The 20,672-nt window shown below is 62.7% G+C and carries 21 protein-coding genes; 11 read left to right on the forward strand and 10 right to left on the reverse strand.

Annotated features, from left to right (window positions below; translation table 11 throughout):
• Positions 1-7: 7 nt before the first annotated feature.
• Entirely contained in the window at positions 8-448 is a 441-nt protein-coding gene (locus tag ACVWWD_RS00965) for a BA14K family protein (RefSeq protein WP_352551032.1), read from the forward strand.
• 94 nt (positions 449-542) lie between these two features.
• On the opposite strand, the gene ACVWWD_RS00970 is transcribed toward ACVWWD_RS00965, so the two are convergent.
• The 3 genes from ACVWWD_RS00970 to ACVWWD_RS00980 form a co-directional block, all read right to left on the reverse strand.
• On the reverse strand, positions 543-1,181 hold the full coding sequence (locus tag ACVWWD_RS00970; RefSeq protein WP_023770261.1) for an MBL fold metallo-hydrolase: 639 nt from the start codon (positions 1,179-1,181) through the stop codon (positions 543-545).
• 136 nt (positions 1,182-1,317) lie between these two features.
• Positions 1,318-1,635 carry a hypothetical protein gene (locus ACVWWD_RS00975; RefSeq protein ID WP_352551030.1) on the reverse strand — a complete coding sequence of 106 codons (318 nt, stop codon included), beginning with the start codon at positions 1,633-1,635 and terminating at the stop codon, positions 1,318-1,320.
• Positions 1,636-1,780: 145 nt separating this feature from the next.
• A complete protein-coding gene (locus ACVWWD_RS00980) occupies positions 1,781-2,674 on the reverse strand; it encodes a branched-chain amino acid aminotransferase (RefSeq protein WP_457102862.1) in 894 nt (297 codons plus the stop codon).
• Positions 2,675-2,935: 261 nt separating this feature from the next.
• On the opposite strand from ACVWWD_RS00980, the gene ACVWWD_RS00985 reads away from it, so the two are divergent.
• Both ACVWWD_RS00985 and ACVWWD_RS00990 read left to right on the forward strand, forming a co-directional pair.
• Entirely contained in the window at positions 2,936-3,469 is a 534-nt protein-coding gene (locus ACVWWD_RS00985; RefSeq protein ID WP_023770264.1) for a MarR family winged helix-turn-helix transcriptional regulator, read from the forward strand.
• A complete protein-coding gene (locus ACVWWD_RS00990) occupies positions 3,456-4,175 on the forward strand; it encodes a response regulator (RefSeq protein ID WP_023770265.1) in 720 nt (239 codons plus the stop codon). Before ACVWWD_RS00985 ends, ACVWWD_RS00990 begins: the two co-directional genes overlap by 14 nt.
• 90 nt (positions 4,176-4,265) lie before the next feature.
• On the opposite strand, the gene ACVWWD_RS00995 is transcribed toward ACVWWD_RS00990, so the two are convergent.
• From ACVWWD_RS00995 to ACVWWD_RS01010, 4 genes are all read right to left on the reverse strand, one after another.
• A complete protein-coding gene (locus tag ACVWWD_RS00995; RefSeq protein WP_457102863.1) occupies positions 4,266-4,532 on the reverse strand; it encodes a glutamine amidotransferase in 267 nt (88 codons plus the stop codon).
• Between the two features lie 218 nt (positions 4,533-4,750).
• Positions 4,751-5,752 (reverse strand): rhamnose ABC transporter substrate-binding protein, encoded by a 1,002-nt coding sequence (locus tag ACVWWD_RS01000; RefSeq protein WP_352551026.1) that lies wholly within the window; start codon positions 5,750-5,752, stop codon positions 4,751-4,753.
• A gap of 48 nt (positions 5,753-5,800) precedes the next feature.
• A complete protein-coding gene (locus ACVWWD_RS01005) occupies positions 5,801-6,790 on the reverse strand; it encodes an ABC transporter permease (protein WP_352551024.1) in 990 nt (329 codons plus the stop codon).
• Positions 6,787-9,303 (reverse strand): ATP-binding cassette domain-containing protein, encoded by a 2,517-nt coding sequence (locus ACVWWD_RS01010; RefSeq protein WP_457102864.1) that lies wholly within the window; start codon positions 9,301-9,303, stop codon positions 6,787-6,789. Before ACVWWD_RS01010 ends, ACVWWD_RS01005 begins: the two co-directional genes overlap by 4 nt.
• A gap of 303 nt (positions 9,304-9,606) precedes the next feature.
• Here ACVWWD_RS01010 and ACVWWD_RS01015 point away from each other — a divergent pair, with 303 nt between their 5' ends.
• The 3 genes from ACVWWD_RS01015 (at position 9,607) to ACVWWD_RS01025 (ending at position 14,469) form a co-directional block, all read left to right on the forward strand.
• Positions 9,607-10,803: an ROK family transcriptional regulator gene (locus ACVWWD_RS01015; protein WP_352551022.1), complete on the forward strand. Its 1,197-nt coding sequence runs from the start codon at positions 9,607-9,609 to the stop codon at positions 10,801-10,803.
• A gap of 977 nt (positions 10,804-11,780) precedes the next feature.
• Positions 11,781-13,196: an ATP-binding protein gene (locus ACVWWD_RS01020; protein WP_352551020.1), complete on the forward strand. Its 1,416-nt coding sequence runs from the start codon at positions 11,781-11,783 to the stop codon at positions 13,194-13,196.
• A 250-nt stretch (positions 13,197-13,446) separates the two neighbouring features.
• A complete protein-coding gene (locus ACVWWD_RS01025; protein ID WP_352551018.1) occupies positions 13,447-14,469 on the forward strand; it encodes a glycosyltransferase family 4 protein in 1,023 nt (340 codons plus the stop codon).
• A gap of 60 nt (positions 14,470-14,529) precedes the next feature.
• Here ACVWWD_RS01025 and ACVWWD_RS01030 read toward each other — a convergent pair whose 3' ends face one another.
• The 3 genes from ACVWWD_RS01030 to ACVWWD_RS01040 all read right to left on the reverse strand — a co-directional run bounded on the left by ACVWWD_RS01030 (position 14,530) and on the right by ACVWWD_RS01040 (position 16,025).
• Complete coding sequence (locus tag ACVWWD_RS01030) at positions 14,530-14,889, reverse strand: tRNA-binding protein (RefSeq protein ID WP_023781437.1); 360 nt, start codon at positions 14,887-14,889, stop codon at positions 14,530-14,532.
• Positions 14,890-14,903: 14 nt separating this feature from the next.
• A complete protein-coding gene (locus ACVWWD_RS01035; protein WP_015316098.1) occupies positions 14,904-15,404 on the reverse strand; it encodes a type III secretion system chaperone family protein in 501 nt (166 codons plus the stop codon).
• Between the two features lie 318 nt (positions 15,405-15,722).
• Entirely contained in the window at positions 15,723-16,025 is a 303-nt protein-coding gene (locus tag ACVWWD_RS01040) for an accessory factor UbiK family protein (protein ID WP_015316097.1), read from the reverse strand.
• Between the two features lie 224 nt (positions 16,026-16,249).
• Here ACVWWD_RS01040 and ACVWWD_RS01045 point away from each other — a divergent pair, with 224 nt between their 5' ends.
• From ACVWWD_RS01045 to ACVWWD_RS01065, 5 genes are all read left to right on the forward strand, one after another.
• Positions 16,250-16,492, forward strand: a complete 243-nt coding sequence (locus tag ACVWWD_RS01045; RefSeq protein ID WP_457102865.1) for a BrnA antitoxin family protein — start codon at positions 16,250-16,252, stop codon at positions 16,490-16,492.
• Between the two features lie 163 nt (positions 16,493-16,655).
• Entirely contained in the window at positions 16,656-17,516 is an 861-nt protein-coding gene (gene lgt, locus ACVWWD_RS01050; protein ID WP_352551013.1) for a prolipoprotein diacylglyceryl transferase, read from the forward strand.
• On the forward strand, positions 17,513-18,601 hold the full coding sequence (locus tag ACVWWD_RS01055; RefSeq protein ID WP_457102866.1) for a class I SAM-dependent methyltransferase: 1,089 nt from the start codon (positions 17,513-17,515) through the stop codon (positions 18,599-18,601). The genes lgt and ACVWWD_RS01055 overlap by 4 nt, the downstream gene beginning before the upstream one ends.
• Before the next feature lie 102 nt (positions 18,602-18,703).
• Positions 18,704-19,498: a peptidoglycan editing factor PgeF gene (gene pgeF, locus ACVWWD_RS01060; RefSeq protein ID WP_352551009.1), complete on the forward strand. Its 795-nt coding sequence runs from the start codon at positions 18,704-18,706 to the stop codon at positions 19,496-19,498.
• Positions 19,498-20,649: a M24 family metallopeptidase gene (locus ACVWWD_RS01065; RefSeq protein WP_352551007.1), complete on the forward strand. Its 1,152-nt coding sequence runs from the start codon at positions 19,498-19,500 to the stop codon at positions 20,647-20,649. Before pgeF ends, ACVWWD_RS01065 begins: the two co-directional genes overlap by 1 nt.
• The last annotated feature ends 23 nt before the right edge of the window (positions 20,650-20,672 follow it).

A 20,672-nucleotide genomic window follows, 5' to 3' on the forward strand; every position in this document is an offset into this window, starting at 1 on the left:
GACCAAGATGAACCGCATTTTCAAGACAGCCGTGCTGTCCGCAGCCGTGGTCGCCACCACGCTGGGGACCTCTTCGGCGGCCAATGCCGATGACTGGCGCCGTTGGCACCATCACGGCCATGGCCATGGCAATGGCGACGCTGTAGCAGCCGGCGTTCTCGGCCTTGCCGCCGGCGCATTGATCGGTGGCGCATTGGCCAATGACAGGCCGCCACCCGATTCCGACCGCTATTACGATGACGGTTACTACGATCGTGAGGTGCGGGTGCGCCCTGCCCCGGTCCGCCGCTACTACGCGGAACCGCAGGTGGTCTATGCCGACCGTTACGCCGAACCGTGGACGCGCGGCTGGTACGAATACTGCTCGGACCGCTACCGCACCTTCAATTCCCGTACCGGCACCTTCACCGGCAGCGATGGTGAACAGCATTTCTGCACAGCCAACTGAGGCTTCCCTCCCCCAAACAGAAAAGCGCTGACCGCAAGGCCAGCGCTTTTTTGTTGTGAGCTAGTTAGGCTTCCGGCAGCGGTCCCTATCTCATTCAGGTCAAAAACGGATTGGTTCGCCGTTCCTCGCCAAAACGCCCGCCGGGGCCATGGCCGCAGATGAACCCGATGTCGTCGCCGAGCGGCAACAGCTTGTCCTTGATCGAGGCGATGAGGGCCGCATGGTCGCCGCCCGGCAGATCGGTGCGGCCGACCGAACCGCGAAACAAAACGTCGCCGACATGGGCGAATTTGGCGGCGCGGTTATAATAGACGACATGGCCCGGCGCGTGGCCGGGGCAATGCAGCACCTCGAACACATGGCCGCCGAACGACACCGTCTCGCCCTCGGTGAGGAACCGGTCGGGCACGCAGTTTCGCACACCGCCGATGCCGTAGCGCCTGCCCTGGTTTTCCAGATTGTCGAGCAGCATCTTGTCGGCTTCATGCGGGCCGATGATCTCGACGCCGAGTGCTTCCTTCAGTTCCATGGCGCCGCCGGCATGATCGATATGGCCGTGCGTGATCCAGATCGCCTCGGCCGTGATCGCGTTGTCCTTCAACGTTGCCAGCACCTTGTCGATGTCGCCACCCGGATCCACGACGACGCCATGCTTGTCGTCCATGTCGAACAGGATGGTGCAGTTCTGCTGGAACGGTGTGACCGGCACGATGCCGGCATTGAGCTGACCCATGATCGTCCTTTCGCTGTGTCAGCGATCATGTAGAGGCATCGGTCAAAACCGTCCACATGCCGAAGGCCAAACAGTGCGTCTCCAAAAGAATGGGCGGCCGAAGCCGCCCATTCTGCGAAGCCCGAGATCGGCGGGCTTATTTCTTCATGGCGCCCATGACCGCGCCGAGAATGGCGGTCAGGATCGCGCCACCGCCGGCGCCACCGAGGATGTTCTGCAGGTTGAGCGCGCTGCCCAGGCCGCTGGTCGCCGCCGCGGCCGCGTCAGGACTGATCGTACCGCCGCCAAGCAGGCTGCCGAGGATCGCCGCGCCGCCGACACCGCCGATGGCTCCGCCCAGGATTTTGGTAAGCTGGCCCATTGCCGCCGTCTTGATCGCCACACTGACCGCCTGACCACCAATAATGCCTGTAATGATCTGAATAATGATCGGAAGAAGCGTGTTCATGTCCATATGATTAGTCCCTCCATAGCTGCCAGCCTCCCGGGCCGACACCATGATGAGACGCCGAATTGGATGAAAGTCAAATGCAGAAACGCTGAAATAAAAGGGGCGGCCCGAAAACCGCCCCTGCTTGCACGAAAAGCTGTGACTATCGTTATTCTGCGGCGATAGCATGCTTGGGTTGAACGGCGATAGAATAGTCGTTCATGAGATTCTTGGCGATCTCGCCGACTTCGAATCGGTAAGGGCCGATCTCCGAAACCGGAGTTACTTCCGCTGCCGTTCCGGTCAGGAAGCACTGCTCGAACCCTTCCAATTCTTCCGGCAGGATGGCGCGTTCGATGATCTCAAGGCCGCGATCCCTGGCGAGACCGATGACCGTGCGGCGGGTAATGCCGTCGAGGAAGCAATCGGGCTTGGGAGTGTGGATCTTGCCGTCCTTGACGAAAAAGATGTTGGCGCCGGTTGCTTCGGCGACCTGGCCCCGCCAGTCGAGCATCATGGCGTCGGCAAAGCCCTTGGCCTCGGCGGCATGCTTGGACATGGTGCAGATCATGTAGAGGCCGGCGGCCTTAGACCGCGACGGCGCCGTGCGCGGATCGGGCCGGCGCCATTCCGCCACATCGAGACGGATGCCCTTCAGCTTCTGCGCCGGGTCGAAATAGCTCGGCCATTGCCAGATGGCGATGGCGACGTTGATGCGGTTGTTTTGCGCCGAAACACCCATCTGCTCGCTGCCGCGCCAGGCGATCGGCCTGACATAGGCGTCCTGGAAGCCCTGCTTCTTCACGAGCGTGGTCGACGCGTCGTTGAGCTCGGCCACCGAATAGGGTATCTTGAAGCCGAGCAGGCGCGCCGATTCATGCAGGCGTTCCGTATGCTCGTTGAGCTTGAAGATCTCGCCGCCATAGGCGCGCTCACCCTCGAAGACCGCGCTGGCGTAATGCAGGCCGTGGGTCAGCACATGAATCTTGGCGTCCCCCCACGGGACGATCTCGCCATTCATCCAGATGAAGCCGTCCAGTTGATCGAAGGGAACGGATGCCATGGTAACCTCCCGCGGGTCGCGACCCGCATATCCTAGTGTCGTTGCGTGTTCTTTTTTGGCAGCGCCATATGGTTGGAAACGCCGGCCGGTGTCTGGAAGCGTAAGCGGATAATCGCGCCCTGGCAAACTCAGGAAGTTCCGGAAAAACCGGCCTGCCTCGCCTTTTCGTTCGCAATCCGCTCAAAAGCTTGTCAAAAATTACCATTGCAGGGAAATTACGTCAATAGTACTGACATAATCTCCCGTTCCCATGGAGAAATGATGACGGATAAAAGCCCAGCTGCCGGAAAACCGATCAGGACCGCGATCACCAGCGAGGACGGCATCGACTTCGCCCTCATCGAACTCTTCTTCTTCGCCTATCGCGACTTCACCTCCGATCCCGATCAGATCCTGGCCGACTACGGCTTCGGCCGCGCCCACCACCGCGTGCTGCACTTCGTCAACCGCCGGCCGGGCCTGACCGTCGCCGAACTGCTCGACGTGCTGAAGATAACCAAGCAGAGCCTGGCGCGTGTGCTGAAGCAATTGATCGACACCGATCACGTCGTGCAGTTGCAAGGCCCGCGCGACCGTCGCCAGCGCGAACTCTATCCGACGGCCAAGGGCCGGGCGCTGGCGCTGGCGCTGGCGCGGCCACAGTCACGCCGCATCCGTGCTGCATTGGAAGATTCCGGCGCCACCGAACGGACCTTGGTGGAACGCTTCCTCGAAGCGATGGTCAATCCGGAACTGAGAGCTCAGATCGACGTTGGGTCCGCAAAAATGTCAGGGAAAAGCCATGGAGAGCACTGAGAGGGTCGACACCGCGGCCGCACCGGATGACGACGCACCGCATCTGCTCGTGGTCGACGACGACACCCGCATTCGCAATCTTCTCAAGCAGTATCTGACCGAAAACGGCTTTCGCGTCACCGTCGCCGGCAATGCCGGCGAGGCCCGCCGCAAGCTCGCCGGCCTCGATTTCGACCTCCTCGTGCTCGACGTGATGATGCCGGGAGAAAGCGGCGTCGATCTCACCAAGGCTCTGCGCGCCGAGAAGAACGTGCCGATCCTGATGCTGACGGCCTTGTCGGAAACCGACAGCCGCATCTCGGGGCTCGAAGCCGGCGCCGACGACTACCTGCCAAAACCCTTCGACCCGCGCGAGCTGATCCTGCGTATCAACAACATCCTGCGCCGGGGCGGCCCGGCGGCGACGCCCAAGGTCGAGCAGCTGGTGTTCGGCCCCTACACCTTCCAGATCGCCAGGCGCGAACTGAAGCGCGGCGGCGAGGCGCTGAAGCTGACCGACCGCGAACAGGAGATCCTGGCGATCTTCGCAGCGCGCGCCGGCGAAACCATCCCCCGCCACGAACTGGTCGGCGACGATTCGGAAGTCGGCGAGCGCACCATCGACGTCCAGATCAACCGGCTGCGCCGCAAGATCGAGCGCGATCCGTCAAATCCGGTCTGGCTGCAGACCGTGCGCGGTATTGGGTATCGGCTCAGCGTGGAATAGCTAGTTCTACAGCGAGAACCGGCAACGGAGTTGACCCAGGTATTCGTCTTGCTTACTCGATGCCGGCGAGCCACCGCACCATGTTCGCCATCAGTTTGCCGTAGACCGGCCACCGAGAAAATCCTGCGACAGCCAATGCGGCCCGATGTCGGTCGCCCAGGCGAGCGTGCGGGCGCGACCGTGGTTGCGAGCCGCGAGCAGCGGCCAGTCCGAGCCCCCGATATTCAGGTCGCAAGCAGACGGGATGAACCGTCGTTCCTGAAATCCAGCTTGTTCATGCCCAGGATGGTCGGCAACGGCCCCTCCACGCCGGCGAAGATCGGGTGGGACGACTGCAGGATGGAGGCGTTGAGGCACGGTGATGCCCTCGGCGGCCAGCGCGGCGTTGAAGGCCGTTGCGCCATTGGTCGAGGTCGCACTTGTCAGCGCGTCGCCGCCAACGGCGGCCGACGTCGTCGCTACGAAGGTTCACCTGCAAGCAACAGTTTCATTGCCGTCCCCACACTGTTCGATCAAGAAGTTGGGAAAACGGGCGCCGGTTTCAGCCGGCGCCCGCTATGTCTAGACCTGGAGGATCAGAACTTGAACTCGGCCAGGTTTTCAGGGGTCACGATTTTCGCCGGCCCAAGGATCAATTCGCCGCTGGCCCCGATCGTGTATTCGCCGAGCCTGCCTGCCGTGAACTTCTCACCTTCCTTGCCGGTGATCTTGCATTGTGCAAGCGCCTGGGCTGCTTGATAGGCAAGATAGCCAAGATCGGTGACATTCCACCAGATATCCTGTGCGGCGCCGTCCTTGATGTACTTCGAGATCAGAGTGGCCGGCGCGAGACCGGTCAGCTTGACCTTGCCGATCATGCCGGCTTCCTCGAGTGCACGCGCGGCCGCCGGAAGGCCAATGCCTGCCGGAACGATGATCACCTTGAGATTCGGAAACGCCTGGACCAACGCCAACGCCTGTTGCTGGTTGACCTGTTCGCTCTCTTCGCCATAGGCGACCTGCACCAACTTCATCTTGGCGAACTTCGGCTCGGCCGCCATCTTCGCTTTGATGAAGTCGATCCAGGCGTTCTGGTTGGTCGCCGTGGGTGTCGACGATAGGATTGCGAATTCGCCTTCACCGCCGCTGAGATCGAATGCACTTTCCAGCATCATCTCGGCGAGACTGTCGCCCTTCACCTGGTTCACGAATACCGCGCGGGCATCGGCCGCCACGTCGGAGTCATACGAGATCACCCTGACGCCCTGCTGAACGGCGCGCTTCAGAGCAGGCGCAACGGCATTGGCGTCGTTGCCGGCAATTGCGATGACCCCGACCTTCTGCGACACGAGGCTGTTGATGAATTCGATCTGCGCCTCGGCCGTCGCCTGCGATGGGGCGACCTGGGTAGCAGTGCCGCCAATTTCCTTCGCCGCCTCTTCGGCGCCTCCAAAGGCCACCTTGAAGTAGGGGTCTGTGTCGAGCTTGGGCAGGAAGCCGACCGTCACGGGTTCCTTGGCGCATTCCTGGCTGAAGGCCAGCGAGGCCGGCGAGAGCAGAACCGCGGATGCGATCAGGGCTAATCTAAACGCTTTCATTGTGACTCCTCCGTCAAAAACATCGGGCTTGAAGGAAGGGGCTCGAGATCACCCCTTGGTCTCGCGCAAGACGCGCGATCTGCTGAGCCTCTCCTGTGCGGAGCGCCAGTAATTGCCGACCAGCAGCGAGCCGATCAGAAGCAGGCCGATGATCATACCCTGCGCGTCGCCGCCGACCTGGTTGAGCGCCAGCACGTTTCGGATCACGGCGATCAGGAGCAGTGCCAGCATGACACCGGTCAGGCGGCCCTTGCCGCCAAACACGCTAACGCCGCCGAGCAGCACGATGGTGATGACGTCGAGTTCCATGCCGAGCGCGTTGTTGGCGCGGGCGTTGGAGAGCCGCGCGGTATAGACGATGCCGGCGATGGCCGCGACCACGCCCGAGACGATGAATAGATTCAGGATCATCCGGCGCGTGTTGATGCCGGAATAGCGCGCCACTTCGGGGCTGCCGCCGAGCGCATGGATGCGCTTGCCGCTCGGCGTCTTCTGAAGGATGACGGCAAACACTGGCGCCAGCACCAGGAAAGGCACGATGGTCCACGGTATCTCAGTGCCCGGCAGGTTGTTGATCCCGAAATCGACGACGGCTGGCGGCAGGATGTTGACCGAACCGGTGCCGAGCAGGATGTAGCCGATACCGCGATAGAGCGCCATGGTGCCGAGCGTCACCACCAGCGACTGCAGTCCCAGGCCCGAGACCAGATAGCCGTTGAAGGCGCCGAGCAGGCCGCCGGCCAAGAGCGTCAGCGGGATTGCCGCCAGCGTAGGCGCGCCCGCTTGGACGAGCAGGCCGAACACCACGGACGTCAGCGCCAGCACCGAGGCAATCGACAGGTCGATCTCGCGGATGATGATGAGCAGCGTCATCGGCAGGATCAGCAACGCCTTTTCCGAGGCACTCGCCGCCAGCTGCGAGAGATTGAAGCCAGAGACGAAATTCGGCACGAAGATCGCCGCGTAGAGGAAGGCGGCCAGACAAGAGGTCGCCAGCAGCAGGTCCCAGAAATCGATCGAGCGCAGGAACTTGTTCATCGCGCCCTTGCCTGTCTTGCCTGCTCCGCGCGCCGCACGATGAAGGTATCGATGCCGATGGCGACCAGGATCACCAGCCCGTAGACGCCTTGCAGCCACAGCGGGTCGACGCGCACAAGGGTCAGCCCGTTCTTGATGACCAAAAGGGTGAGCGCGCCGAGGATGATGCCGAGCAGTGTGCCCGAACCACCGCGGATGGCGACCCCGCCGACCACCGCCGAAGCGATCACGGTGAGTTCGAAGCCAAGCGCGACGCGGGCATCGATGGTGGCATAGCGGGAGGCCCACAGCGCCCCGCAAAGGCCACCGAGCAAGCCCGCCATGCCAAAGGCAAGCAGGATGCGGCGGTCGACCGGGATGCCGATGAGCCGCGCGCCGTCGGGGTTGGAGCCGGTAGCAAACAGTTCGCGCCCGACGGAAGTGCGATAGAGCAGGACGTAGCCAGCGCATAAGATGAGAATAGCGATGACGACGATCAGCGGCACGCCGGCGATCTTCAGGCCGGTCATGTCGAGCCAGGCCTGCGTGACCTCGTCCGCACTGACCTGGTCGCCGGCCGCCCAGATCGAGTTGAACCCGCGAAAGATCGACATCGAGGCCAGCGTGACGACGATGGCCGGGATCCTTCCCCGGGTGACGACAAGGCCGTTGATCAGACCGGCGATGCCGCCGACCGCGCATGCGGTCACCAGGCCGATGCCGATGTCGAGCCCGGGATAGGCCTGAACCATGCTGGCGGCCATATAGGCGGAAAGACCGATCACCGCGGCGATCGAAAGGTCGATATTGCGGGTAATCAGCACCAGCATCTGGGCGAGTGCGGCGACGACCAGCAGTGCCGCGTCCATCGACACGGCGGTCAGGTTTGCCGCGCTTACCATGCGCGGGTTGATGATGGTGACCGGAATGGCGACCGCTAGCATCGCGGCGAGGAGCCCGAACTCTCGCCGCTTCAGGAAATCGAGCATTCCTTTTCTCTTCTCCTTGAAGGCGGCACGCGCAGCCTGCGCTGCCGGATCGACGTGCTCGCTGGTCTTCGTCGCCGCTTCCAGCACCCTTTTCTGGGTGGCTTCGCCGCGCGCGAATTCGGCCGTTTGGTGACCTTCGCGCAGGACGACGATGCGGTCGCACATGCCGATCAGTTCGGGCATCTCGGAAGAAATTAGGAGGATCGCCATGCCTTGCGCGGCAAGGTCGGCGATCATGGCATGCACTTCCGCCTTGGTGCCAACATCGATGCCTTGCGTCGGCTCGTCGAGGATGAGTACGCGCGGCTCGGTGCGCAGCCATTTAGCCAGCACCACCTTCTGCTGGTTGCCACCGGACAATTCCTTGACCGGCTGCCCGTAACTGGAGAAGCGCAGCTTCATGCGTTTCAGCCAGTCCGCAACCAGATCGATCGCACGATCCGTGCCGTAAAAACCGGCCGGCGCGGCCTTGTCGAGGACCGGCAGCACCGCATTGTCGAGGATCGAGAAATCCATCACCAAGCTCTGGCCCATACGGTCTTCCGAGACATAGGCGATGTGCGCATCCATGGCGTCACGCGCCGAGGCGAAGCGCACGACTAGGTCGTCGATCAGGATTTCGCCAGCGTCAGGCTGGTCGATGCCGAACAACACGCGCGCGATCTCGGTTCGCCCGCTGCCCACGAGGCCGCCAAGTCCAAGCACCTCCCCGGCGCGGAGCTTCAAATCAATGTTGGAGAAGCCGCCGGCGCGCGAAAGCCCCCTCGCCTCCAGCACCAATGCGCCGGTGGCGTGGTTTCGTTCCGGGTAGAGGTCGGTCACTTCGCGGCCGACCATCATGCTGATGGCCGCGGCGCGACCAAGCTCAGCCTTCGGCTTGACGCCGATAAGGCGTCCGTCCCGCAGCACCGCCATGCGGTCGGCGATGCGGAAGATTTCGTCCATGCGGTGACCTACGAACATCATCGCCACGCCGTGCAGCCTGAGATCGGCAACGACAGTGAACAGCCGCTCGACTTCGCGCTGCGATAGGGCCGCCGTGGGCTCGTCCATGATCAGCACGCGCGCGTCGAGCGATAGCGCGCGGGCGATCTCGACCAATTGCTGTTCGGAGGTGCGCAGCGCGCCTAACCGCATTTCGGCCGGCACGTCGAGACCGACCGTCGCCAATACCTTGCGCGCGCCGGCTATCATGGCGGCGTTGTCGATGCCACCAAAACGGTCGCGCGGCATGTGGCCGAGATAAATGTTTTCCGCGACCGGTAGATCGGGGAACAGGCCGGGATGCTGGTGCATAACCGCGATGCCGGCAGCCTGGGCGTCCTGTGGCGAATGCAGAACAACAGGCTTGCCATCGATCTCGACATGGCCGCCGGTTGGGGCATGCACACCGGCCAGCAGCTTCACGCACGTGCTCTTGCCGGCGCCGTTTTCGCCAAGTAATGCCAGCACCTCGCCGGAGCGCAATTCGAAGGACGCATCCTTGAGGGCGATCGTGCCGCCAAAGGCCTTTGTCGCCTGAACCAGGGCGATGGGGACAGCCACGTTCCCATTTGCCGTAGCATCGGCTTGGCCATGTATGCCTGAGTGCAGCACCTCTCCTCCCCAGCAGTTGTTATTTTTTCAATTTGCTATATTAAATGCGCCACGCCCGCAACCAGAAAATTGACTTCCGTTGCCCTGGGAGGCACTGTCGCGTTGCGCACGGGTGCGGATGGGGTGCCACGATCGCAGCAGATTGGGAGCTGCAGGCGGCCAGAGTGGCTTCGCAAGAGATGAATGGAGGCGCCGGTTTTGTCTGGAAAAGGCAGTAATTCCGTGAAGGTTCGGCATTACAACGAGCGATTCGTGCTTGATGCCATTCGCCGACTGAAGGAGGCTTCCAAGTCTGACCTGGCGCGCGCGGCAAACCTGACACCGGCCGCTGTGGCAACCATTGTCGACGGGTTGGAGTCGTCTGGTTTCGTAAAGCAAGTGGGAAAAAGGTTCGGACAGCGCGGTTCTCCTTCCACACTCTACAGGCTTACGCCGGAGCGCATCTACAGCGTCGGCATCAAGATCGGCCGGCGTGCGCTGGAGGCCGTGCTTGTCGACTTTGCCGGCGAGGTCCGCGCGCGCGAGTCGCACGAATATCGGTTTCCGGATCCCGATCTGGTGCTCAGAGCCGGAAATATGTCGCTTGCCAGTTTCGACAAGGTGGTCGCCGGGCTTGGCGATGCCAGCATTGTCGGCGTCGGAATCGCTTCGCCTTATTTCCTCGGCGGCTGGAGCGAGGAGCTAGGCTTTCCCGACGACCTTGGCAGCCGGTGGGAGGCAATCGACCTGACGACATTCTTCGCCCCGAGGCCCAAGACGCCAGTCTTCGTGGAAAACGACGCGTCGTCGGCAGCGTTGGCCGAACTCATCCAGGGGGCCGGCGCGCGGTTCCGCGACTTCATGCATATCTCGATCGACACTTTCGTAGGCGGCGGGCTTGTGCAAGGCGGCAAGGTCCATACCGGCCCGCATGGCAACACGGCTGCGCTTGGCCCGTTGCCGGTCTCTCCTTCAGGCCTCGATTCGGTGGCGGCCAAGCCGGCGCGCTACCAGAGTCTGCTGCACCGCGCCTCCATCTATGTGCTGGTCAATCATCTCAAGTCTCGCGGCATCGAGATCAATCGCGTGCGGGAACTGGATCCGCTGCCGCCTGGGGCGCGCGAGCCGTTGTTCGAATGGGTCGAAGATTGCGCCAACGCGCTGGTTGAGGCGATCATCGCCATCACCTCTGTCATCGACATCGAGGCGATCGTTCTCGACAGCATCCTGCCGCGGCCTATCCATCTCGAGCTACTGGCGAGGGTGCAGACCCAGTTTAACCGGACTAGCGCCCTCGGCATCGTGGCGCCGGAAATCGTGTCGGGACAATTCGGCCCTGAGGCGTCACCGATCGGCGCGGCCATGTTGCCGTTCTCCGCGCTGCTGGCCCCTGACAGCGGCGTGCTGATGATCGGCAAGGACAGAATAATGTTGCTGGGTAGCCTCTCGAGGCTTGCCGCCCAAAGGTAACGAGCAAAATGCTCAGCGGTCTCGTGCGCGAGCTAAATGGACTGGACTGTCAAGCTGTCATCAGGTTGCGTTGCTGACGCCAGAGAAGTCCAAGCGACGCTTCGTGGCTTGGCGGAGATCCATTAAGGCCAACGACTTCCGAGTTTCGCATTCGATTTCAAGAGCCGCGACTGAACCCCTCACGCCCTCGGCCGACAAGACTGCAGGATGGTCGGCGTCCTGAGGGTGAATGAGGATGCTGGAGCTGGGTCTACACGGACCAAGTTATTAGGTCTTTTTCAACATGTGATCGCATCGAACCTAGGACGGCAAGCGATCCTTTTAGCCCGCATACGCCAGCGGGGTGGAGTTTTTGGTGGGAAAAACCTGCCAAATCGAAATCGGCGGTGCGCCGCGATTTCACCCGCCTTTCCCTCGAACAGCGGCTTCGGACTTCGGTCAACCGGGGCCGCTGAAGAGCGTGCCTAGAAATCCATACCGCGGTAGCCGCGCAATCCCGGATGCCTTCGCAGTGATCGTCACTCCCCATGGTGGTCGCCCGCAGTTCGTCCTGCATGGCCCTGGACGGCGCCAAGCGTCCTGCCGGCCTCGCCACACTTGACGCGGTGCCGAACGTCACCGTCGGGGAGCCAACTCAGCCCTAATGAGTTTGATAGAATGGCTTATATGAGGTCAAATACCTACCAAACGAAGCGGCGCCGCGCTCAAAGGCATACGCTCCCGCGGTTTGACAATTTAGGGATAGAGCCTTTGTTATCAACGAGCGATGAGCACACGTTTGACAGCCTAACCAGTTGAACTCAAGCGGCTGTTCCAGAACGGCTCAGCGTGGAATAGAATGCCGGCGGTCCAAATGCATGATCCCGACAAGTGGGAACCGGTTTTCGGAAAAGATCATGCTCCAACAAAGAGTTGGATCAGGATGACGATTCAGCCAAACGTCGTCCTGATCCAATACCGCCGAGATGAAAAGAGCAATGGCGACCACGGAACTGGAACAGCCGGACAATGACGGCTTGAGTGCGCGCGCTACACGGTCGCTCAAGGCGGTGCCGCGCATCTGGAACCGGTTCTGGCGCCTCGTTTCGCTTTACATGCCCAAGCGCCTCTATGCGCGCTCGCTGATCATCGTCATCGCGCCGATGATCCTTTTGCAGTCGGTCGTCGCCTTCGATTTCATGGAGCGCCACTGGGCAACCGTGACGCAACGCCTGTCGCAGGCCACGGTGCGCGACATCGCCGCCATCATCGACCTGATCGAGACTTATCCGCACGACGCCGACTACGCCAACATCATCCGCACCGCGCAGGATCGCATGCAGCTGAAGGTCGATCTTCTGCCGCCCGATCCGCTGCCGCCGCCCGGTCCAAAGCCGTTCTTCTCGATCCTCGACGATGTTCTCTCCGCCGAGATTACCCGGCAGATCAACCGCCCGTTCTGGATCGACACTGTCGGCAATTCCAACATCATCGAAGTGCGCGTCCAGCTCGAGAACAAGGTGCTGCGCGTCTTCGTGCGCCGCAGCCAGGCCTATGCCTCCAACACCCACATTTTCCTCATCTGGATGGTCGGCACCTCGCTGGTGCTCCTGATGATCGCCATCCCCTTCCTGCGCAACCAGATCCGGCCGATCCTGGCGCTTGCCGAGGCAGCCGAAAGCTTCGGCAAGGGGCGGCCGATGCCGCGCGATTTCCGCCCGCGGGGGGCCGAAGAGGTTCGCCGCGCCGGCTTTGCCTTCATCCAGATGCGCGAGCGCATCGAGCGCCAGATCGAGCAGCGCACGGCCATGCTGACCGGTGTCAGCCATGATCTCAGGACCATCCTCACCCGCTTCAAGCTGCAGCTGGCGCTGGCCGGCGGCAAGGCCGAGACCAAGGCGGCTCTCGACCAGGACATCGAGGACATGCAGTCGATGCTGGAAGGCTATCTAGCCTTTGCCAAGGGCGAGGCCTCGGAGGACCCGGGACGTTTCGATCTCGAAGCCTATTTTCAGAAGCTCGGCGAAGAAGCGAACTTGCGCAAATGCAGACTGTCGACGACGCTTTCCGGCGATCCGACCGTGCATGTCAGGCCGAACGCCTTTGCGCGGCTGCTGTCCAACGTTATCGGCAATGCCTTCCGCTATGCCCGCACCGTCGAGGTCACCGCCGACCATGGCCGCGGCTCGCTTCTGGTCACCATCGACGATGACGGGCCAGGCATTCCGGCCGACAGGCGCGAAGACGTGTTCAAGCCCTTCGTGCGGCTCGACGAGGCCCGAAACCTCGACGCCAGCGGCACCGGGCTCGGCCTGTCGATCGCCCGCGACATCGCCCGCAGCCATGGCGGCGACATCACGCTCGACAACAGTCCGATGGGTGGCCTGCGCGCGGTGATCAAGGTTCCGGCCTGATTTCTATTTGGCATGATCTTGCCTGAAAACCGCTTTCGACTTTTTGGGATCACGGTCTGGTTCATCCGCCCGTCATGAAACCATGGTCAAGAGCGCGCATGAAGCGCGCGACCGCACTTGATTCGTCCTTGCCGCCTCACTTCCACCCCGTGCCCGTCAGGGTGCGCTGGAGCGAAGCGAGGGCGGCCGCATGGTCGCCGTTCCGGCATCGTTTCAAGGCAACCGCCGACCTTCGGAGCAAAGGGCCGCCATGCGCATAGTGATGGTCACCGACGCCTGGCGCCCGCAGGTTAACGGCGTCGTTCACACGCTGGAGCGGCTCACCGAGACCCTGAAATCCTTCGAGGTCGCGGTCGAATTCCTGACCCCCAACATCTTTCGCACCCTGCCCTTGCCGACCTACCCCGACATCCGCCTGGCGCTGACCACGCCCGGCCATGTCGCGCGCCTGATCGACGGCTACAAGGCCGACCACATCCACATCGTCACCGAGGGACCGCTAGGCATCATGGCGCGGCGCCATTGCCGCAATGCCGGCCGGCCGTTCACCACCAGCTACCACACCCGCTTTCCCGAATATCTCAGCGCCCGCCTGCCGGTGCCGGAGAGCTGGGCCTATCGCTGGCTGCGCGATTTCCACAATTCGGGCCAAGGCACGCTGGTCGCCACCCAGTCGCTCGCCGACGATCTCACGGCGCGCGGCTTCAACAAGCTGAGGCCCTGGACGCGCGGCGTCGACACCGAGCATTTCCGGCCCGACAAGCGCAAGGACCTTGGCTTCCCCGGCCCGGTCTTCCTGTGTGTCGGCCGCGTCGCCATCGAAAAGAACCTGCCGGCCTTCCTCGACCTCGACCTGCCCGGCAGCAAGGTGATCGTCGGTGAAGGGCCCGAGCTTGCCAAGCTGAAGGCGAAATATCCGAAGGCGCATTTCCTCGGCCATCGCCCCAATGACGAACTGGCCGAAATCTATGCCTCGGCCGATGTCTTCGTCTTCCCCAGCCGCACCGACACTTTCGGTAATGTCATCATCGAGGCGCTGGCCAGTGGCACGCCGGTCGCCGCCTATCCGGTAACCGGACCCATCGACATCGTTGGTGATGGTGTCGGCGGTGCTGTTTCCCCCGATTTGCGCGAGGCCGCGCTCGCCGCGCTCGACGTCAGCCGCGACCAGGCCCGCGAGCGTGCCATGCGCTACAGCTGGAAGGCCTGCGCGGAAATGTTCCTCGACGCGGTCGAGGGAGCACTGGGAACGACGCGCAAGCTGGCGGCTTGATCCGATAGGCCGGCGGCAGCGCCAAGGAACGAGGCGGTATTCTGTTTGGCCTCGGAACGCCTAGAATAGCCTGCCGCCATCCGGCACCTTGCGTTCGATGGCGCCCAACACCACGGCGCCCTCTTCATCGGGAAAGCCGAGCGTCAGCACTTCCGACATGAACGGCCCGATTTGGCGCGGCGGAAAATTGACCACCGCGAACACCTGGCGGCCGATCAAGGTCTCGGGCGTATAATATTTGGTGATCTGCGCCGAGGACTTTTTCACTCCGATCCCAGGCCCAAAATCGATCTTCAGCTTGAAGGCCGGCTTGCGCGCCTCCGGAAACGGTTCGGCCTCGACGATCGTGCCGGCACGGATGTCGACACGATCGAAATCGGCGAAGCTGATTTCAGGCTTGCGCTCGTTGTTTGAACTCATGTCGAACGCTTCTGTCAGGCGTTGCCGAAGGTCTCGAACAGCACGCCGGCCAGCGCGTCCTTGGCCGAGGTTCCCGACCAGACGACGAATTGGAAAGCCTGGAAATAGCACTCGCAGGCTTCCAGCGCCGAGGACAACAGCACTTCGACCTGCTGGCTCGATGGTTCGACCCCGCCGGCGAGCAGCAGCGACTGGCGGAACATGATCGCGCCTTCTTGCTCCCAGAGGTCGAAATGGCCGAACAGCATCTGTTCGTTGATCAGCGACAACAGCCGCATCACTTCCAGCGTGCGGGCTTCCGGCACCTTGATATCGAAGGCGCAGGCAAGGTGCAGCGCTTCGAAATCCTCCATCCAAGAGAAGGAGACGTGATAGTCGGTCCAGCTGCCGGCAACCGAGATCGAGATTTCGTCGTCGCCGGCCCGTTCGAAGGACCAGTCATTGTTGTGGGCCACCTGCTCAATCACATCCACCGGATGGATTTCGCGGGAAAATTCGAGTTCGAGAAGTTCCATGGAATGCTTCCTGTGTTCAGGGGGAGCGCCACACGCTCCGCGGGGCACACACGACGAACAATCTTGTCTAGAACTCGGACGGCCGGGACTTATCAACGCAAAGACCCAGACCGAACCCCACCGCCCGGTTGCATAACCCTGCTCCGAATCATGCAACAAATTCAGTCTATTGATCGGGAGTCGCGTGAACAGCCCAATTTTTCGCACTGCGTCATTCGCATGTGGAAAGGTGCCTGTCACAAAGAGTCACGCAATGCCGGTAAGCGATTCACGGCAAAGCGATTTTCAGGCTGGTGCTTTGTGGAAAAGTTTAACGAATTATTTTTTCGGCTTGGGCTTCGCCGGAGCCGCGGGTGTGGCCTGACCGGTCAGCTCGGCGATCCTGGCCTCGAGCGTCTCGATGCGCGAGGCGAGCCTGCCGTTTTCTTCCCTCGCCTTGGCGGCCATCTCGCGCGCGGCCTCGAACTCCTCGCGCTGCACGACATCCATGGAGTTGAGGATGCGTTCCGCCTGGCCCTTGAAGGCCGTCTCCACCTCGCGCCGCACACCTTGAGCGGCACCGGCGGCATCGGTCATCAGCTTGGCGAATTCGTCGAGAATGCGGTTCGGTCCGGTCGACATGGCAAATCCTCGCTTGCTTGATTTGAATTAGTGACGTGGCGCGACGAATGCAAGAAACGTTGGGGCCCGATGCGGCCTCCGCGTTGCTATGGCGCACCCCCCGCATGATGGGCGCGGGTCCTGCGGGAGCCTCTCGAACGGCTCCGAAGCTGTACTTGATGGTGGCAAGTCGCCTATTGTAAGGCCCTCGTCTCCCTTCAGGCACGTTTCAATCAGGATAAGCAATGGCAACGCCCCCGCGCAGACCGACAAATCCGATGGAAGCCGCCGAAGCTGTGTTCAAGCCGATCAAGAAACCGGCAGCGGCCCCGCCTCGCGAACCCTCCACCGCCCCGAATGTCCGCGAGCTTGTCTCGATCAGGATCGACCGGGCCGTGCTTGATCATTTCCAGGAAGATGGTCCCGGCTGGCAGGACAGGATCAACGACGCCTTGCGCGAAGTGGTGGCCGCCAAGTCCAGGGGATGAGCACGCCCACCCCGGCGACGGAGCTGGAGGCGAATCTGTTCCCGGACCCTAATCTGTTCCCCGACCCGAATCTGTTCCCGGACCATTGACGTCCGTGACCTTGCCTTGACCCTGCCAAAACCCTGCCGCATGGTCCGCGCCGATCGCAACCGAGAGCTCCCCGTTGAACGAATATTTCCTGCTGCCGCTGGCTTCGCTGCCTTTTCCCAATATCAACCCGATTCTCGTCCAGATCGGGCCGCTGGCGGTGCACTGGTACGGCATCGGTTACATCGTCGGCATCCTGTTTGCCTGGTGGTATGCCAAGCGGCTCGCCGCCAATCCTAAACTCTGGCCTGACGGCGTCCTGCCGATGAAGCCTGAGGATCTCGACGATTTCATCGTCTGGGCGGCCATTGGCGTGGTTCTGGGCGGCCGCACCGGTTATGTCCTGTTCTACGACCTGGCGCGCTACATCGCCCATCCGCTCGACATCTTCGCTGTCTGGCAAGGCGGCATGTCCTTCCATGGCGGCCTGCTCGGCGTCATCCTAGCCATGACGCTGTTTTCCATAAAGCGCGGTATCCGCACATGGTCGCTGTTCGATGTCGTGGCAGCTGGCGTGCCGGTCGGTCTCGGCCTCGTGCGCGTCGCCAACTTCATCAACTCCGAGCTCTGGGGGCGGCCCACCGATGTGCCCTGGGCGATCGAATTCCCCAATGGCGGTCCGTTCACCCGCCATCCGAGCCAGCTCTACGAGGCCTTGCTCGAAGGGCTGGTGCTGTTTGTCGTGCTGCGCATTCTTACCCATTCGCGCTTCAAGCTGAAGACACCGCGCTTTGTCGGCGGCGCCTTCATCTGCGGCTACGGCCTGTCACGAATTTTCGTGGAGTTCTTCCGCGAGCCCGACCAGCAGCTCGGCTATCTCCTCGGCACCAACTGGCTGACCATGGGCATGATCCTGTCGACGCCGATGGTGCTGGCCGGCATCTGGGCGATGGCGACGGCCAAGCCGGTGACGCAAGCGCAGCCGCAGGCGACATGACGCGGCTGAAGGCTCGTATCGTCAAGCTGATCGAGGCGGTGGGTCCGATGCCCGTCAACGAATACATGGCGCTGTGCCTGTTCGATCCGCGCGATGGCTATTACACGACACGCGAGCCGTTCGGCGCGGCCGGCGATTTTATCACCGCACCGGAGATCAGCCAGATGTTCGGCGAACTCGTAGCCGTCTGGCTTTACCAGGCTTGGGCAGCGATCGGCCGGCCGATGCCGGTCACTGTCGCCGAGATCGGCCCCGGCCGTGGCACTTTGATGAAGGACATGCTGCGCACCCTGTCGCGGCTCGATCCGGCCTTGGCCAATGGCGCCGTCTTCGCCATGATCGAGAGCAGTCCGCGCTTGACCGATATCCAGAAGCAGACGCTTGGAGCGACACCCTTCGTGATAGGCTGGCATGAAACGATCGAGACCCTGCCCCTTCAACCGCTGTTGATCGTCGGCAACGAATTGTTCGATGCCCTGCCCATCCGCCAGTTCGTCCGCGCCGGCGCCGAGTGGCGCGAGCGCATGGTCGGCCTGGACGACGCGGCCAATCTTTGCTTCTTCGCCGGCGCCGGCTCGGTCGACCCGACGCTGCTGCCCAGGGATGCGGCCGACGCGCCGCAAGGCGCGATCGTCGAAATCGCACCTGCCCGCACCGCCCTGATGGCGGCGATCGCCGAGCGCATGGCCGCTCATGGCGGCGCCGGGCTATTCCTCGACTACGGCCATCTGCGGCCCGGTGTCGGCGACACGCTGCAGGCCCTGCGCCGGCACAATCACGAAGGTGTGCTGGCCAATCCTGGCGAGGCCGACCTTACCTCCCATGTCGATTTCGCCGCTCTTGCAGCGATTGCGCGCGCGCATGGTTTCGATGCCCATCTGTCGACGCAGGGCAATTTCCTGCTCGGCATGGGCATTCTGGAGCGCGCCGGCCAGCTGGGCGCCGATGCCGGCCAGGCGGCACGCGACAAGATATCGGATGCCGTCGAACGGCTCGCCGGGCCGCAAGCGATGGGCGAACTCTTCAAGGTCCTCGCCGTCGTCCCACGCGCCGTCCCCGTCAGGCCCTTCGCCACGGCGGATTGACTTTTCGTCGCTACCCCTCCCAATCTCCCGTCCGGTAAAAGAGCCGCCGGACTGCCGGCGCTTTTCCTTGACGAAACCGCCCACACGGACAACAACGCCCGCATGCTCAATCAGACCAAACCGGATCCCGTTCGGTCGCCGCTGCTGGACAAGGCGCAGGCACAAGGCATCCGCCACGGCTATTTCACCCGCATCGGCGGCGTCTCCGCGGGCATCTACCGCGGCCTCAACATCGGCACCGGGTCGGATGACGACCAAACGCTGGTGACCGAGAACCGCGCCCGTGTCGCCGCCTGGATGGGGGTGCCCGCAAATCATCTGCTGACCGCGTGGCAGGTCCATTCGCCCGACGTCATTGTCGCCAGGGACCCCTTTGCCGGCGAGCGGCCGAAGGCCGACGCCATTGTCACGGACCGGCCGGGCATTGCCATCGGCGCCTCGACCGCCGATTGCGGTCCGGTTCTGTTCGCGGATGCCGGCGCGCGCATCATCGGCGCGGCGCATGCCGGCTGGAAAGGCGCTTTCACCGGCGTGCTCGAAAACACCGTTGCCGCCATGGAGAGCCTCGGCGCCCGGCGCGAAAACATCGTCGCCGTGCTTGGCCCTTCGATTGGTCCCGCAAATTACGAGGTCGGGCCCGAATTCGTCGCCCGCTTCGTCGGGGCCGATGCGGAAAATATCGGTTATTTCGTACCTTCGGCCCATGCCGGCCACGCCATGTTCGACCTCAACCGCTACACGATCGACAGGCTGGCCAGGGCCGGCGTGACGGCCGATGGCCTTGGCCGCTGCACCTATGCCGAGGAAGATCTGTTTTACTCCTACCGGCGCACCACGCACCGCGGGGAGCCCGATTATGGCCGGCAGGTTTCGGCAATCGTTTTGGAGAAGGTATAATGGCGCTGCATTTTGAACGATCCGAATTCGACGCGCGGCGCGACCGGCTGATGATCGAGATGGCCGAGAAGAAGCTCGACGCCATCCTGCTGTTCGCCCAGGAAAGCATGTACTGGCTCACCGGCTACGACACGTTCGGCTTCTGCTTCTTCCAGTGCCTGGTGGTCAAGGCCGACGGCTCGATGGTGCTGCTGACCCGTTCGGCCGATCTGCGCCAGGCGCGCCAAACCTCGATCATCGACAACGTCGTGCTGTGGACCGACCGCGACGGCGCCAATCCCGCGGTCGACCTGCGCAACCTGCTCAACGAACTCGACCTGCTCGGCGCCCGCATCGGGGTCGAATACGACACTCACGGCCTGACCGCCTATAATGGCCGCCGCCTGGACGAGCAGTTGCAGACCTTCGGCCAGATCGCCGATGCCTCCGGCATCGTCGGGAGGCTGCGCCTGTTCAAGAGCCCGGCCGAGGTCGCCAAGGCTGAAAAGGCGGCCAATCTCTCCGACGACGCGCTGGACGCGGCCCTGCCGTTGATCAAGCAGGGCGGCGACGAGGCGCTGATCCTGGCCGCCATGCAGGGCGCGGTCTTCGCCGGCGGCGGCGACTATCCGGCCAACGAATTCATCATCGGCTCCGGCGTCGATGCGCTGCTGTGCCGCTACAAGGCCGGCCGCCGCAAGCTCACCAAGAACGACCAGTTGACGCTCGAATGGGCCGGCGTCTTCCATCACTATCATGCGCCGATGATGCGCACGGTGCTGACCGGCAAGGTCTCCAAGCGTCATCAGGAACTGTTCGACGCCGCACGCGCGGCACTTCTGGCCGTCGAAAAGGCGATGACGCCCGCAAACACCTTCGGCGACGTGTTCGATGCCCACGCCCGCACCATGGAAGCGCACGGGCTGACCAAGCACCGGCTGAACGCCTGCGGCTATTCGGTCGGCGCCCGCTTCACGCCGTCCTGGATGGACATGCCGATGTTCTACCAGGGCAATCCCGAGCCGATCGCGCCGAACATGACGCTGTTTGCCCACATGATCATCATGGACTCCGAGACCGAGACGGCAATGACGCTTGGCCGCACCTACCTGACCACCGAATCCCAGCCGAAGCCGCTGTCCCGCCATGATCTCGACTTGATCGTGCAGTGAATCCATAATGGAGGCGTTCTTCG

Source organism: Mesorhizobium sp. URHB0026 (genome assembly GCF_054059755.1).

What these genes read in the sequence shown, in the direction of transcription:
- ACVWWD_RS00975 (WP_352551030.1), bottom strand. Translation starts at nt 1,635, where the DNA reads ATGGACATGAACACGCTTCTTCCGATCATTATTCAGATCATTACAGGC.
- pgeF (WP_352551009.1), top strand. Translation starts at nt 18,704, where the DNA reads ATGCTCAATCAGACCAAACCGGATCCCGTTCGGTCGCCGCTGCTGGAC.
- ACVWWD_RS01065 (WP_352551007.1), top strand. Translation starts at nt 19,498, where the DNA reads ATGGCGCTGCATTTTGAACGATCCGAATTCGACGCGCGGCGCGACCGG.
- ACVWWD_RS01005 (WP_352551024.1), bottom strand. Translation starts at nt 6,790, where the DNA reads ATGAACAAGTTCCTGCGCTCGATCGATTTCTGGGACCTGCTGCTGGCG.
- ACVWWD_RS01035 (WP_015316098.1), bottom strand. Translation starts at nt 15,404, where the DNA reads ATGGAACTTCTCGAACTCGAATTTTCCCGCGAAATCCATCCGGTGGAT.
- ACVWWD_RS00970 (WP_023770261.1), bottom strand. Translation starts at nt 1,181, where the DNA reads ATGGGTCAGCTCAATGCCGGCATCGTGCCGGTCACACCGTTCCAGCAG.
- ACVWWD_RS01020 (WP_352551020.1), top strand. Translation starts at nt 11,781, where the DNA reads ATGGCGACCACGGAACTGGAACAGCCGGACAATGACGGCTTGAGTGCG.
- ACVWWD_RS00980 (WP_457102862.1), bottom strand. Translation starts at nt 2,674, where the DNA reads ATGGCATCCGTTCCCTTCGATCAACTGGACGGCTTCATCTGGATGAAT.
- ACVWWD_RS01045 (WP_457102865.1), top strand. Translation starts at nt 16,250, where the DNA reads ATGGCAACGCCCCCGCGCAGACCGACAAATCCGATGGAAGCCGCCGAA.
- ACVWWD_RS01040 (WP_015316097.1), bottom strand. Translation starts at nt 16,025, where the DNA reads ATGTCGACCGGACCGAACCGCATTCTCGACGAATTCGCCAAGCTGATG.
- ACVWWD_RS00965 (WP_352551032.1), top strand. Translation starts at nt 8, where the DNA reads ATGAACCGCATTTTCAAGACAGCCGTGCTGTCCGCAGCCGTGGTCGCC.
- ACVWWD_RS00985 (WP_023770264.1), top strand. Translation starts at nt 2,936, where the DNA reads ATGACGGATAAAAGCCCAGCTGCCGGAAAACCGATCAGGACCGCGATC.
- ACVWWD_RS01000 (WP_352551026.1), bottom strand. Translation starts at nt 5,752, where the DNA reads ATGAAAGCGTTTAGATTAGCCCTGATCGCATCCGCGGTTCTGCTCTCG.
- ACVWWD_RS01025 (WP_352551018.1), top strand. Translation starts at nt 13,447, where the DNA reads ATGCGCATAGTGATGGTCACCGACGCCTGGCGCCCGCAGGTTAACGGC.
- ACVWWD_RS00990 (WP_023770265.1), top strand. Translation starts at nt 3,456, where the DNA reads ATGGAGAGCACTGAGAGGGTCGACACCGCGGCCGCACCGGATGACGAC.
- ACVWWD_RS01055 (WP_457102866.1), top strand. Translation starts at nt 17,513, where the DNA reads ATGACGCGGCTGAAGGCTCGTATCGTCAAGCTGATCGAGGCGGTGGGT.
- ACVWWD_RS01030 (WP_023781437.1), bottom strand. Translation starts at nt 14,889, where the DNA reads ATGAGTTCAAACAACGAGCGCAAGCCTGAAATCAGCTTCGCCGATTTC.